This is a genomic window from Pseudomonas sp. NY15463 (genome assembly GCF_048068415.1).
Lineage (GTDB): Bacteria > Pseudomonadota > Gammaproteobacteria > Pseudomonadales > Pseudomonadaceae > Aquipseudomonas > Aquipseudomonas mosselii_C.
In genome coordinates this window covers 101918-115123 of the sequence record NZ_JBLUQD010000006.1, presented here as the reverse complement: position 1 = coordinate 115123, position 13206 = coordinate 101918, and the positions used below count along the sequence as shown (strand labels likewise).

The following is a 13206-nucleotide window of genomic DNA, read 5'->3' as shown; positions in this document are numbered from 1 at the left end:
AGGCTCAAGCCACCGCACGCGGCGGATAGACCCGGGTAGGCACGAAGGGAATCAGGCAGATCAGGGCGACAGCGATGCACGCCATCACCAAGTAAAGGTCGGCACTGGTCAGCACCAGCGCCTGGTCGTGAAGACGCTTGGCAAGGCCCGCGGTGTTGTCGTCCACCAGCGGCGCGTTGCCCAGGCTGTCGACCAGGTGGTTGGAATGAAAATGCCGGCGCAGGGTGCCCAGGGCATCAAGCAGGCCCGTGGCAATCACCGCAGCCAGGCCTTTGACGGTGTTGAACCAGCTCGACGCGAACGGGCCCTCCTGCGGGCTCATGCCGTTGGTCGAGAGCATCAGCAACGGCAGCACCGCCATCGGCTGGCCGAATACCTGGAGCAGATAGAACGGGTAGAAGTCGCCGCGAATCCACTGCGAGGTGAGCAAGCTGCTGCCCACGCACGAGGCGGCCAGCATTGCCAGGCCGAGCGCCAGCACCCAGCGACAGTCCACCGCGCGGACGTTGCAAAGCGCGGCGGTGAGCGGCAGTGCGAGCAATTGCGGCATGGCCACCAGCAGCATCAGCGGGCTGATCTGCGCCGGGCGATAGCCCTGAATTTGCGCCAGATACGCCGACGGAATGCTGCCCACGCCCGAGAGCACGACCAGTACGCCGGCTAGGGTCACCAGGGCAAAGCTCAGGTTACGCCGGCCGAGCATGCGCAGTTGGAAAAACGGCAGCGGTTCGGACCACTCGTTGTACATGAACAGCGCCAGCAACAGCGCGCCGCCGCCCAACAGCCAGCAGATCAGCGGCGAGTCGAACCAGCCCCAGCGATCGCCCAGCGACAGGCCCAGCACGATGCAACTGATGGCCGGCAAGCCCAGCACCACGCCGCGCCAGTCGAACTGCTTGAAGCGCTCCAGGCGCAGCGGATCTTGCGGCAGCCCCCAACCGACACAGGCGATGGCCACCAGCGACGGCAGGATGATCTGCCAGAACGCCCATTGCCAGCCGACGTATTCCGTCCACAGGCCCGCCAGCGGCGTACCCAGGTTGGGCCCGAAGGTGGCGGTCAGGGCGTAGCAGGCCAGGCCATAGACCTTGATACCCGGCGGCAAAAAGCGCAGCGCCACGCTCATCAGCATCGGCGGCAAGGCGCCCGAGGCGAAGCCTTGCAGCACACGCAGCAGCATCAGGCTGTGCAGGTTGGGGGCGAAGGGTTGCAGCAGGCCGAGCACGGCGAACACGCCGACGGCGGTCATGGTGAAGCGGCGCAGCGAGAAGGTGGTGGCCAGCCACGGCGCGAAGGCCATGGCCGAGACCGAGGCGGCGCTGTACACCGCCAGCAGCCAGGCGCCCTCGTCGGCACCGATGCCCATGGCGCCACGAATGTCATTCAGCGAGATCTTGGTTACCGCTTCGTTGAGCCCGGCGCACAGCACCGCCAGCAACACGCCGAACAACCCTACCACCACCTGCAGGCCGAACGCCGTCTGCGCCGGGGCCGCCGGCGCAGGGGCGGCGGCCAGTGCGGCCACGGGGGCAGTCAGGGAACTCATGGGGTAGACATCTCCAGCAACAATTTTCAGCTGGAGCAAGTCTATGAAGGTCCAATGATGACGGAAAGCGACTTATTGGAAGGTTTATGTTGCGTCAGACGCAATCGGCAAAAACTCATGCACCGTTCAAGGCTTCGCATCGCAACAGGCTTTCAAGGTCCGGCGCAACCAGCGGTGCGCCGGGTCGTTGTCAAAGCGCGGATGCCACGCCTGCATCACCCGCACCTTTTCCAGCGGCACCGGGATTTCGAACGAGCGCAGGGGCAAACCGAACTTGTTCACGCTGCCGAGGATGTTCGCTGGCATCGGTAAGATCAGGTCCGACTCAGGCAGCGAGAACATCGCCGAATGGAAACTCGGGGTAATCAGCGCCACGCGCCGCTGGATCCCGTGGCTGCCTAGCTCCACATCGATCGGCCCATTGGCCCGCCCGCGCCGAGACACACTGATCTGCGGATACACAGCAAAGCGCTCCGGGGTGATCACATCGTCGAAGATCGGGTGCTCGGCCCGCGCCAGCCCGACGAACCAGGTGTCGAACAGGCTCTGTACCTTGATCTCCGGCCCCAGTTCGATGCTCGAACTGACCACCAGATCGATCTGCCCGTGGCGCAGCACCAAATCGTCATCGCCCTGATGCTCGGGCACGAAGCGCAACACCGTGTTCGGCGCCTCGGCCATCATCATGTGCAGCAATCGCGCGCCGTACAGGGCAATGAACAGGTCATTGGTGCGGATGTTGAAGGCGCGGTCGAGGTTGGCCAGGTCGACCTCGTCGCCACTGCGAAACACCACGCCGGCCTGCTCCACCAGCCCGCGCACCTGATCTCGCAGCGCCAGCGCCCGAGGCGTGGGCACCAGGCCACGGCCGGCGCGCACCAGGATCGGGTCGCCCATGGCCTCGCGAATGCGCCCCAAGGTGCGGCTCATGGCTGCCGGACTCAGGTTCATGCGCTGGGCGGCGCCGACCACGCTGCCCTCGTCGAGCAGGGCATCGAGGGCGACAAGCAGGTTCATGTCCGGGAGTTGCATGGCCGTTTTCCGTGACAGCTGTAGGAAACGCGATGGTATCAGGTTGGTGGATTGCGTCAGACGCAACGACGTCGTGCGCGGTAGGCCATTTATTCCCTAGCGTAAAAGATTCGAGAATGAGGCCTGGCGCTTCGCGGGCAAGCCCGCTCCCACAGGTTACGCGCATCCCTGCGAGAGCGGGCTTGCCCGTGAGGCGGCCAGCACTGCCCCCATCTTCTCAAAGGATTGCGCATGCCCTCCCCGGTCCTGATCGCCATCGACGCCTCCCCCGCCGCCACCTGCCTGCTCGACCTCGCACGCCGCTACTGCCGCCCCGGCGAGCACAACCTGCACGTGCTGCTGGCCATCGAAACGACCTTCGCCGTGCACGACCAACCCAAGGCCTACACCCTTGAGGAGTTGCAGGAGTACCCCGCCGCCTGCGACGAACAGCAACTGGCCGAACGCGCCGTCGCCACCGCCGTGCGCGCCCTGCGCGAAGCCGGCTTCGACAGCCTCGGCTGCATGGTCGGCGGGCAACCGGTGGACGCCATCGTCGCCAAGGCCCACGAGCTTGAGTGCGAACTGATCATCATGGGCCACCGGCACCTGTCACGGCTTGGCAGGCTGCTGGATCCCTCGATCAGCGCGAAAGTGATCGATCGCGTGCAGGTGCCGGTATTGGTAGGGGCAACCGCTGAGGTCTGACCTGGCAACGGTGCGGGACGTGCTTGAACTTAACGAATCTTAATCCCAGCCGTTTGCGCCAACTCACGATAATGCGAGGCGCCTGCAAACCTGGAGAGCCCACGGTGAGATTGCTCGCTACACGCCGATTGATCGCAGCAGTCTCCTGCCTGGCGCTGGCCGCACCAGGGCTCAGCCGCGCCGACTGCGCCAAGGCCTACTCGATCCCGTTCGACGTCGAACTCTATGTGCCTGAGCGCGAATCGACCATCGAACTGAGGGCATTCGAAAAGCGCAGCATCTCCATTGCGGCAGCCGAAGCACTCAACCCGAGTCGGTTTCCCAGCCCTGACGCCCCCCAGTACCGCCAAGGCGACACCCGGGCACTGGTTCGCGTGCGCGGTGAAGATATCTACATCGACCGCTCTGGCTGGATTCGCCAGGGCACCCGCTACGGCAAGGCTGCGCTGGCCGAGATCGAACGACAGCTGTCGCCCCCCTGCTCCGAACCCAAAGTGCCCGCTCCCAACACGCTAGACATGGGAGCGGGCTTGCCCTGCGATGGCGCCCATGCTGCTAATTGCCTATGGCTGATCAGCCAGGTAGGACTGCCTCACGATCTTCACATTCGGAGCCAACTGCTCAATATGCATCTTCACCGACCATAACCTGTCGTAGGGTGTCTTGTAATGGCCGCTATAGTTGGTCATCACAATTTTCCCTCTCTTCATCAGGAACTCCCCGGCGGCAACAACGACCGGACTAGTCCCATGCTCCTGGGCTGCAATGGCGGAAAAGCTCGCGTGAGTGGAGTAAACATTGGCATGTTGGAAACTGCCGACAATCAGTTCACCCTTGCCGGTGATCAGCCACTTGTGGGTCATCGGGAAGGATGTGCTAAGGATCCCGTCCAGGGTCCCTGCATCCTTTACGACATAGAGCTTCGCCTGCTGCCGATCCAAGTTCCTTTCGGTGGTCGCGACCTCTTCCTTGACTCGGCCAGCCTTGGTGTTCGTCAGCGCCCCCAAGGATTCGACCCGCTTCGGCCCTCCTGTCAATTTCTGCCAGGTACGCTTAAAAGAAAACTGCCCCGACGGGTCAACCTGATTCACAGGATCGCCCATGCAGTAGGCATAGGCATTCAGGCCTCCACGCCCGAAGGGGCTCAGCCTGTCCGGACCCTGAAAGCGCATCAGCCTGACGTTGTAAACCCTGTAACCATTCCCCAGCGCGTAGTTGCCAGTGAATGCATCAGCATGAATACCATTGAATCCAAGCAGCCCCTGAGTCTCGCCATGGAAGCTGGCATAGCCATAGGGCCCATAGGCCCGCCGGTCGCGTGACCTGATTGCACCTTCGTTCATCTTTGCGCCCTCCATCGACCTTCCCCGATGAAACAACCACTATCCTCGGGGTGAGCCGGCCAGGATAGCTGGCAGAATTGTCAGTTCTCCTGAGCGCCCGGCTTGACCACCACCGTACAGGTCGTCCCCGCCGCCAGCAGGTACCCCTCCGGCACCTCATCGATATGAATCCGCACCGGCACCCGCTGCGCCAGGCGCACCCAGTTGAAGGTCGGGTTCACATCGGCGACCAGTTCGCGGCTCTGTGGGTTGTCGCGGTCGTAGATACCGCGCGCAATGCTCTCCACATGCCCGCTCAGGCGCTCGCCGCTCATCATTTGCAGCTCGGCAACATCGCCCACCTTCACATGCGGCAGCTTGGTTTCCTCGAAGAAGCCATACACCCAGAACGAATGCTCATCGACCACCGCCATCACCGCTTCGCCGGTGCGCGCGTAGTCGCCCTTGTGGATGTTCAGGTTGGTCACGTAGCCATCGACCGTGGCGACGATCTCGGTACGTTTGAGGTTCAGCTCAGCGGCAGCCAGTTCGGCCTGGGCCTGTTGATAATCGGCCAGCGCGGAACTTGCGATGTTGCTGGCGTCGTCACGGTTCTCCTTGGAGATGACCAGGTTGTCCAGGTCGGCACGGCGCTTGGCGTTGACCTTGCGCATCTCCCAAGTGGCCTTGCGCGAGGCCACCAGCGCCTTGGCCTGCTCCACCGCCAGTTGGTAATGCTCGGGGTCGATGCGGATCAGCACATCGCCCTTCTTCACCGGCTGGTTATCCTTGACCGGCACGTCCACCACATAACCCGGCACGTCGGCAGCGACGTTGATGATATCGGCGCGTACCCGGCCATCACGGGTCCAGGGCGTGGTCATGTAGTGCAGCCACAACTGGCGGCCGATCACCACGGCAGCGGTCAGCACCAACAGGGTGGCGATCAGGCTGAAAAACTTTTTCATCGAGGGGTTCTCACCAGTAGAGCGACAGCGCCAAAGCGCCGAACAGGCAAACGAACAGGCTCAGGCGCAGCAGCGCCGGGTGCCAGAAAAAACGGTAGCCATCGTGGCTGGCGATGAACCGGTCCAATCCCCAGGCCAGGCCCAGGGCGAACAGGAACATCAACGTCATGGTGGGCATGTACACGCCATGGAAGGCGATTTCACGGGGCATCGTGCAGTCCTTTTGCCGGTGTCAGCGGCGACTGTGGATCGAGCAGGGAGGTACGGATGAAATGCAGGTAGCTCTGCGCGCGGCGCAGCACCGAGGTGTCGAAATGCCGGGCGAACGGTTCGTCGGTTGCCTGCACGCGACTGATGGCATGGTCCACCGCCACCAGCGCGCGCTCGTGGTTGCTGGCGCTCGGTTGCAGGAACAAGCGCGCCAGCGCGCGGCCCATCACACGGATGGCCTGGCGCCAGGGCTGGCTCTCGGCGTAGGCTGGGTGCACCGGGGCGCGGGCCTGCTCCTTGCGCAGCTCGATGACCGCGTGGCCAATCTCCAGCACCGTGAACATCCAGCCCATCAGTTCGCTCTGCACCTTCGGCTGGCCGGCCGCCAGGCCATAGGCCTGGTGCAGCAGGTCGCGGGTGCGGCTCTCGAAAGCCGAGCCCAGCCCGCGCAGGCGCCCGCTGATGGCGAACAGCACCTGCTCACGCAGTTCCTGCTCCAGGCGACTCCACAGCCAGCGGCTGTTGGGCGGCAGGATGATCGCCCCGGCAGCGGCGCAGACGAACATGCCGATGACCATGCCGATGTAGTCATTGATGAAGGTATAAGGGTCGTACAGCGTCAGGTTGTTCGGCACCGATCCGATGGCGAAGAACACCAGCAGCCCCAGCCCGTAGCCGGCGTAGGCCGGGCGTGAGGCCAGGAAGGCACCGAGCACGAACACTGGCGCGAGGACCATGCACAGCAGCGCGAAACCGTCGATCCACGGGAACACGAAAAAGGTCTCGAAAAACCCGATGAACGCGCCGACGGCAGTGCCGATGGCCATCTGGAACGACATGCGCTTGGGGTTGGGCGAGGCGGCCGACAGGCCCACGGTGACGCTGGCGATCAGGGTCATCATGGCGCCGCTGGGCCAGTCGCTCATCAGCCAATAGCTGCCCAGCAGCAACAGCACCGCCGAGGCGCGTACCCCCGCGGCCAACGACACCAGCCAGCTGGTCTGCGCCACATAGGGTTCGTCCCACTGTTCGCGCTCGTGCTTGTGCACCGCCAGCGAGGCATGGGTTTCGGCGTAGCTGTACATCTCGTCGACGAAGCGATACAGCAGCTCGAAGGCCGTGTGGAAGTCGAGCAGGTCGGCTTCGCTGGGCGCAGTTGCCAGGTAATCGGCACGCAGGCTACGCACCTGGGCCTGCAAGCCTTCCTTGTACGTCCCCAACTCCAGCGCCAGACGCAGCGCATCGGCGTCGGTCAGGGCGCGGCCCACGTAGGGTTCGAGCAACTCGGCAAGGGTCGCAAGGCCCGGTTCGATGGCGCCGACGATCTGCAACGGGCCGCGCGCGCGCAACCGTTCGAGCAGCCGGTGCAGGGCGTTGAAGCGGGTGGTGATGGCCATGAACTCGCTGTTCATGCGCACCAGCCGGCCAGAGCGCCGACGCATGTGTGGGTCTTCGAAGGCTGTGACACTGCGCAGGCTCTCCAAGCCCACCGCTTCGGCGACGAAGCGCACGTTGCTGCTCTCGTAGCGATCACGCTGGCTGTCGCCGCGCAGGGCTTCGACCACCACGCCGGCGAAGGTGCCGAAGCGCAGGTACAGGGCATTACGCATGGCCGCACTGGCCGACTGCGGCAAAATCGCTGCACTGACGAAGGTCGAGACCAGAATCCCCAGGCCGATCTCCAGCACCCGCCACACTGCCGCCATGAACGCCTGCTCAGGGTGTTGCAGTACCGGCAAGCCGATCATCGCCGCGGTGTAGCCGGCCAGCACGAAGCCATAGGCGCGGAAGGTCCGGTAGCGCATGGCACCGGCCGAGCACAGGCCCACCCACACCGCCAGGCTGGGCAGGAACAGCTCGGTGTTCTGCGGGAACAGCGCGATCAGCGCCACCATCATCGCCGAGCCGGCCAGGGTGCCGAGCACCCGGTAGAAGCTCTTGGCGAACACATGGCCGCTTTGCGGCTGCATGACGATGAACACGGTGATCATCGCCGTGCGCGGCTGTGGCAGCTCAAGGCGCATGGCCAACCAAAGGGTGATGAACGCGGCGGCCAGTACCTTGAAGATGTACACCCAGGTCACGCCATCGGTACGTGCCCAGGCAAAGAACCCCCGGCGCCACTCAAGACCCTGCAGCCAGCGCAGGGGCAAGCTCGATGCACTCATTTGGCGTGGCCCGGTGTGTCGAAGATGGCCAGGGCCGGCGGGGTTTTCGGCGCGGCCTGGCGCTGCGCGTCGGGCACGTCCTGGCCAGCGTCCAGGCCGCCGCCGAGGGCGGTGACCAGCTCGGCATGGGCCATCAGGCGGGCGGCCTGGACCTGCTGCTGGACCTGCTGCTGACGCAGTAGCAGGGTCTGGGCGTTGAGCACGTTGAGGTAATCGGTCAGGCCGCGCTGGAAGGCCACGCTGGCGATGTCGTAGGTCTTTTGCGCAGCCTGCACCGACTCGGCCGCCAAGTGCGCCTGCTGGTTCATCGACGCGCGGCGGATCAGTTGGTCGCCGATGTGCTTCAAGGCATCGATCACCGTCTGGTTGTAGCGCGCCACGGCCATGTCATAGCCGGCCGAGGCCGCGCCCAGTTGAGAGCGCAGGCGGCCGCCGTCGAAGATCGGCAAGCTGATCGCAGGGCCGACGTTGTAGTTGAACTTGCGCCCGGTCAGGAACTCGAGCGGGCCGCCACCGGTCGCCATGAAGCCGAGGCTGCCCACCAGGTCGACGTTGGGGAAGAAACCGGCGTGGGCGACATCAATGCCGCGCGCCTGGGCCGCCACCTGCCAGCGGCTGGCGACCACGTCCGGGCGCTGGCCGACCAGCTCGGCCGGCAGGTTCGACGGCAAGGCCAGGGGCGCGCCCAGACGCAGGCTTGGGCGTTGCAGTTTCGCGCCCTCCCCCGGCCCCTTGCCGGCGAGTGCGGCCAACTGGTTACGCGTCAAGGCGATGGCCTCGTTGAGGCTGTCGATCTGGCGATGGGTCTCGGGCAACGGCGCTTCGGCTTGGCTCACTTCCAGATGCGTGCCGATGCCGCCGTCCAAGCGACGCTTGGCGAGGGCGAGAATCTGCTCCTGTTGGGCAAGCTCGGCCTGGACGATATCGCGCTGGGCATAGTGCAGGCTCAGCTGGATGTAGCTGCGCACCACGTTGTTCTCAAGCTCCAGTTGCGCCTGGCGCGCCTCGGCGACGCGCATGTGCGCCTGATCCAGGGCCTGCTCGCTGGCATTGCGCTCGCGGCCCCACAAATCGAGCGCATAACTGAAGCCGATGGCCGCGTTGTTGTCCCAGGTATTGGCACCGGAAAGCGCGCCGGGGCCATAGAACTGATCCTCGGGCCAATTGTGGCGTTTGAGGGAGGCGCTGGCGTTGGCCTGGAGTTGCTCCGCCGACTCCACCACCCCGGCCAGGGCCTTGGCTTGGCGTACGCGCGCCGCCGCCATGGCCAGGCTCGGGCTGCCCGCCAGGGCCTGGGCCATCCAGGCATCCAACTGCGGATCGGCATAGGCACGCCACCACTGCTGGGCAGGCCAATGGGCATCCCGCGCGGCCTCGTCGATGGCATCGCCTGTGGCCAATTGGTTGGCCTCAAGGGTCTTGGTTTGCGGGACAATGCCCCAGGTTCCGATACAGCCGCTCAAGGTAAAGCTAAGGGCACAGGCACTGAGCGCTCGAAGCGCTCCGATGTTGCGACGCGGCACAGCTGCGATTTCCCGAGGAAGAGGTGGAGGGGCACGGCCATTCTAGGGTCGGGTTCGATTGGCGATAAGCGTGGATTCCTGCGAATCTTTGTTACCAAAACAGCGATAATCCGGCTTTAGTCGGACGTGATTTTTCGTCACTTCATGTCACAATTTTGTCCTCTAAACCGAGAGTGACCCATGGACACCCTGCAAAACATGCGTGCTTTCAGTTGCGTCGCCCAGCTCGGCAGCTTCACCGCTGCCGCCGCGCAACTGGACACGACCACCGCGAACGTGTCGCGGGCGGTCTCCAACCTGGAAGCCCATCTGCAAACCCGCCTGCTCAACCGCACCACCCGGCGCATTGCGCTGACCGAGGCAGGCAAGCGCTACCTGATGCGCTGCGAACAGATCCTGACCTTCGTCGAAGAAGCCGAAGCCGAGGCCAGCGATGCCCACGCCCGCCCTGCCGGGCAGTTGAAGGTGCATTCGATGACCGGGGTGGGCCAGCATTTCGTGGTCGATGCGATCACCCGCTACCGTGAATCGCACCCGGACGTGACGTTCGACCTGACCATGGCCAACCGCGTGCCCGACCTGCTCGAAGAGGGTTACGACGTGTCCATCGTGCTGGCCACCGAGCTGCCGGACTCGGGCTTCGTTTCGCAGCGCCTGGGCATCACCTACAGCATCGTGTGCGCCTCGCCTGCTTATGTGGCGCGCCAGGGCTTCGCGTACAAGCCGGCGGATTTGCTCAAGCACGCCTGCCTGCGCATGGTCAGCCCGGTGATTCCATTGGAGAAGTGGCTGTTCGACGGGCCGGAGGGCCAGGAGATGGTCAACATCACCAGCTCGCCCTTCCAGGTGAACTCGGCCGATGCGATGAAGACGGCGATTCGCGCCGGCATGGGCGTGGGTGTGCTGCCGATCTACTCGGCCATCGACGGGCTGCGCGATGGCAGCCTGGTGCGGATACTGCCGGAGTATCGCTTGCAGGAGCTGAACCTGTACGCGATCTACCCCTCCCGCCAGTACCTGGACGCCAAGATCAAGACCTGGGTCGAGTACCTGCGCAACTCGCTGCCGGAGATTCTTGCCGCGCACGAGGCGGACCTCAAGACCCACGAGTTGCACATCGCCAACTGACGGCAAGCGGCAAGAATGGGAAATTGCACCTGACTTGACCAAGCGTTTGTATCCCAGTTGACCAGCCATTTGCATAGGATGTGACCGGCGCACGGGTACGTTTTGACCGACAGGAATCGACCCATAGCCGCCGGTGACCAATAGCACCAACTGGCTACCCCCCCTGCCAGTAATCACTCAATTACTCTTTATTGGACTGTTCCGCCTAATAGCTTCCTGACTGTCCTTTTACTCCCGCGCCCTTTGCTGCGACCATTTTTGCACTGACCCAGCCCTGCGGATTTTTTATGATGGACCTTGCTATCGGGTTTCCCGAGTTCTTCCTGCCCAGTTGCACGCTGCGGCGGATTAATCGCAATGACGCCGAGGCGATTTTTGCCGGGCTTTCTAACCCGCAGGTTGTTGCCCACTACGGCGTGTCTTACGACAGCCTCGAAGCGACGGACGAGCAGATGCGCTGGTATGACGCTCTGCTGGAAGAGCACCGGGGCATTTGGTGGGGCATTACCTTCCCGGGACGAGACGAACTGATAGGCGCTTGTGGTTTCAACGATTGGTCACACTCCGATCGTAGCTTGGATATCGGCTATTGGCTGATGCCGGAACACTGGGGCCGAGGGCTGATGCAAGACTGCCTGCCCACCATCCTCCGCTTCGCCCTGGGCACCCTCGGCGTACATCGCATTCACGCAGATGTTGAGCCGGAGAACCCCGCCAGCATTCGTTTGCTGGAGCGGGTCGGCTTCGTGTTTGAGGGAACCCTGCGGGATGTGGAATACAAGAACGGGCGCTTCCTCAGCCTGCACCAGTACAGCCTGCTGGCCTCTGACCCGGCGGGGCGAGCTCTGCTGGAGGACGACACACCGATCCTTCGCCCATCCCGCGGTTCTGATGCGCAGGCACTCAGTGCTTTGGCTCAGCGCAGCAAGGCCCATTGGGGATACCCCGAGACTTGGATGAAGGCATGGCAGGCAGCGCTGACTTTCCGCCCCGAGCAAATGACCTTCCACTACGCAGTGCTGGTCGCAGCGGGTGGCCAACTACTGGGCTTTTATGGGCTTGAGAGCGGCGAGGATGGCTGGCAGTTGGAGCATTGCTGGGTCGACCCACAGTCGATGGGAAGCGGTTACGGACGGCGCCTGGTGGGGCATGCTCTGGCTGTGGCGCGTGGACTGGGCGTGAATACGCTAGCGGTGGAATCGGACCCATCGGCACGGGGCTTCTACGAGCTGCTCGGTGCACAGCATGTGCGCGATGTACCGCGTCCAGTATGTGGCGAGCGCCGGCATCTCCCAATACTTAAGTGGGAGTTCAGTGACTAGACCTGATTGGAGAGTAACGTGCAGATCGATTGGCTGCTGGCAGTCTACTCGCCGTTTGCTGCACCTTTACAAGTCAGCCATGTATCGTTAACCGGCCTGCGCCAAGGACTGCTATGGGTCGACTCCTGCCGGTCAAGACGTAACCGTGCGCTGGTCACATCCGATGCAAATAGCTGGTCAAGTCGAATGCAAACAGGTGGTCAAATCAGTGCAATTAACCAGCAAGAGGGAGCAAACCGGCGCACGCCCTGCTTTTTCTTGTGGCTTGTAGCTTGTAGCTTGTAGCTTCTTCCAAGGAGTAGCCCGATGAAAAAGACCGTCCTGGCCTTCAGCCGCATCACTCCGGCCATGGCCGAACGCCTGCAGCACGACTTCAACGTGATCCTGCCCAACCCCAAACTCGGCGACATCAACGCCCAGTTCAACGAAGCCCTGCCCGAGGCCCATGGCCTGATCGGCGTGGGCCGCAAGCTTGGCCGTGCGCAACTCGAAGGCGCAGGCAAGCTCGAGGTGGTGTCCAGCGTCTCGGTCGGCTACGACAACTACGACCTGGACTACTTCAACGAGCGCGGCATCGCCCTGACCAACACTCCCGACGTGCTCACCGAAAGCACCGCCGACCTGGGCTTCTCGCTGATCATGGGCTGTGCCCGACGCACCGCCGAGCTGGACGCCTGGACCAAGGCCGGCCAGTGGCAAGCCACCGTGGGCCCGGCGCACTTCGGCAGCGACGTGCACGGCAAGACCCTGGGCATCGTCGGCCTGGGCAACATCGGCGCGGCCGTGGCCCGCCGTGGGCGCCTGGGTTTCAACATGAACATTCTGTATGCCGGCAACAGCCGCAAGGCCTCGCTCGAGCAGGAACTGGGGGCGCAGTACCGCAGCCTTGAGCAGTTGCTGGCCGAGTCCGATTTCGTCTGCATCGTGGTCCCACTGTCGGACGCCACGCGCAAGCTGATCGGCGCCCGCGAACTGAAGCTGATGAAACCCAGCGCATTCCTGATCAACATCGCCCGTGGCCCGGTGGTGGACGAGGCCGCGCTGGTCGAAGCACTGCAAGCCGGCACCATTCGCGGCGCAGGCCTGGATGTGTACGAGAAAGAGCCGCTGAGCGACTCGCCACTGTTCAAGCTGCCCAACGCCCTGACCCTGCCGCACATCGGCTCGGCCACTGCCGAAACCCGCGAGGCCATGGCCAACCGGGCCCTGGAAAACCTACGCGCGGCGCTGCTCGGCGAGCGCCCGCGTGACTTGGTCAACCCACAGGTGTGGAAACACTGAAGGCCGCCACTGGCCAGCG

At 63.8% G+C, this 13206-nt stretch carries 12 protein-coding genes; 5 read left to right on the top strand and 7 right to left on the bottom strand.

The window, feature by feature from the left end; genetic code table 11:
• Positions 1 to 4: 4 nt before the first annotated feature.
• Positions 5 to 1546, bottom strand: a complete 1542-nt coding sequence (locus tag ACNFIC_RS16420) for an MFS transporter (protein ID WP_138219820.1) — start codon at positions 1544 to 1546, stop codon at positions 5 to 7.
• A 126-nt stretch (positions 1547 to 1672) separates the two neighbouring features.
• Positions 1673 to 2578: a LysR family transcriptional regulator gene (locus ACNFIC_RS16415; protein ID WP_138219818.1), complete on the bottom strand. Its 906-nt coding sequence runs from the start codon at positions 2576 to 2578 to the stop codon at positions 1673 to 1675.
• A gap of 231 nt (positions 2579 to 2809) precedes the next feature.
• On the opposite strand from ACNFIC_RS16415, the gene ACNFIC_RS16410 reads away from it, so the two are divergent.
• Together ACNFIC_RS16410 and ACNFIC_RS16405 are read left to right on the top strand one after the other, a co-directional pair.
• Positions 2810 to 3265, top strand: coding sequence for a universal stress protein (locus tag ACNFIC_RS16410; protein WP_416781441.1), 456 nt, complete (start codon positions 2810 to 2812; stop codon positions 3263 to 3265).
• A gap of 104 nt (positions 3266 to 3369) precedes the next feature.
• Positions 3370 to 3912, top strand: a complete 543-nt coding sequence (locus ACNFIC_RS16405; RefSeq protein ID WP_416781440.1) for a hypothetical protein — start codon at positions 3370 to 3372, stop codon at positions 3910 to 3912.
• Here the strand turns inward: ACNFIC_RS16405 and ACNFIC_RS16400 are convergent.
• From ACNFIC_RS16400 to ACNFIC_RS16380, 5 genes are all read right to left on the bottom strand, one after another.
• On the bottom strand, positions 3829 to 4608 hold the full coding sequence (locus ACNFIC_RS16400) for an RHS repeat-associated core domain-containing protein (protein ID WP_416781439.1): 780 nt from the start codon (positions 4606 to 4608) through the stop codon (positions 3829 to 3831). The two genes, ACNFIC_RS16405 and ACNFIC_RS16400, sit on opposite strands and share 84 nt — an antisense overlap.
• An 80-nt stretch (positions 4609 to 4688) precedes the next feature.
• The gene (locus ACNFIC_RS16395) at positions 4689 to 5555 is read right to left on the bottom strand and encodes an HlyD family secretion protein (RefSeq protein WP_138219812.1); all 867 of its coding nucleotides are present in this window, start codon (positions 5553 to 5555) and stop codon (positions 4689 to 4691) included.
• 10 nt (positions 5556 to 5565) lie between these two features.
• Positions 5566 to 5766 carry a DUF1656 domain-containing protein gene (locus ACNFIC_RS16390; RefSeq protein WP_008097766.1) on the bottom strand — a complete coding sequence of 67 codons (201 nt, stop codon included), beginning with the start codon at positions 5764 to 5766 and terminating at the stop codon, positions 5566 to 5568.
• Positions 5756 to 7933 (bottom strand): FUSC family protein, encoded by a 2178-nt coding sequence (locus ACNFIC_RS16385; RefSeq protein ID WP_416781438.1) that lies wholly within the window; start codon positions 7931 to 7933, stop codon positions 5756 to 5758. Before ACNFIC_RS16385 ends, ACNFIC_RS16390 begins: the two co-directional genes overlap by 11 nt.
• Complete coding sequence (locus ACNFIC_RS16380; RefSeq protein WP_416781437.1) at positions 7930 to 9456, bottom strand: efflux transporter outer membrane subunit; 1527 nt, start codon at positions 9454 to 9456, stop codon at positions 7930 to 7932. Before ACNFIC_RS16380 ends, ACNFIC_RS16385 begins: the two co-directional genes overlap by 4 nt.
• Positions 9457 to 9636: 180 nt before the next feature.
• Here ACNFIC_RS16380 and ACNFIC_RS16375 point away from each other — a divergent pair, with 180 nt between their 5' ends.
• The 3 genes from ACNFIC_RS16375 (at position 9637) to ACNFIC_RS16365 (ending at position 13187) form a co-directional block, all read left to right on the top strand.
• Positions 9637 to 10584, top strand: coding sequence for a LysR family transcriptional regulator (locus tag ACNFIC_RS16375; protein WP_138219806.1), 948 nt, complete (start codon positions 9637 to 9639; stop codon positions 10582 to 10584).
• A 290-nt stretch (positions 10585 to 10874) separates the two neighbouring features.
• Positions 10875 to 11906 (top strand): GNAT family N-acetyltransferase, encoded by a 1032-nt coding sequence (locus ACNFIC_RS16370; RefSeq protein WP_416781436.1) that lies wholly within the window; start codon positions 10875 to 10877, stop codon positions 11904 to 11906.
• A 306-nt stretch (positions 11907 to 12212) separates the two neighbouring features.
• Complete coding sequence (locus tag ACNFIC_RS16365) at positions 12213 to 13187, top strand: 2-hydroxyacid dehydrogenase (RefSeq protein WP_416781435.1); 975 nt, start codon at positions 12213 to 12215, stop codon at positions 13185 to 13187.
• Positions 13188 to 13206: the final 19 nt, after the last annotated feature.

Bases quoted from the DNA above. Each gene is read 5' to 3' on its own strand.
- ACNFIC_RS16400 (WP_416781439.1), bottom strand. From the start codon at position 4,608: ATGAACGAAGGTGCAATCAGGTCACGCGACCGGCGGGCCTATGGGCCC.
- ACNFIC_RS16390 (WP_008097766.1), bottom strand. From the start codon at position 5,766: ATGCCCCGTGAAATCGCCTTCCATGGCGTGTACATGCCCACCATGACG.
- ACNFIC_RS16415 (WP_138219818.1), bottom strand. From the start codon at position 2,578: ATGCAACTCCCGGACATGAACCTGCTTGTCGCCCTCGATGCCCTGCTC.
- ACNFIC_RS16410 (WP_416781441.1), top strand. From the start codon at position 2,810: ATGCCCTCCCCGGTCCTGATCGCCATCGACGCCTCCCCCGCCGCCACC.
- ACNFIC_RS16370 (WP_416781436.1), top strand. From the start codon at position 10,875: ATGGACCTTGCTATCGGGTTTCCCGAGTTCTTCCTGCCCAGTTGCACG.
- ACNFIC_RS16395 (WP_138219812.1), bottom strand. From the start codon at position 5,555: ATGAAAAAGTTTTTCAGCCTGATCGCCACCCTGTTGGTGCTGACCGCT.
- ACNFIC_RS16420 (WP_138219820.1), bottom strand. From the start codon at position 1,546: ATGAGTTCCCTGACTGCCCCCGTGGCCGCACTGGCCGCCGCCCCTGCG.
- ACNFIC_RS16375 (WP_138219806.1), top strand. From the start codon at position 9,637: ATGGACACCCTGCAAAACATGCGTGCTTTCAGTTGCGTCGCCCAGCTC.
- ACNFIC_RS16365 (WP_416781435.1), top strand. From the start codon at position 12,213: ATGAAAAAGACCGTCCTGGCCTTCAGCCGCATCACTCCGGCCATGGCC.
- ACNFIC_RS16385 (WP_416781438.1), bottom strand. From the start codon at position 7,933: ATGAGTGCATCGAGCTTGCCCCTGCGCTGGCTGCAGGGTCTTGAGTGG.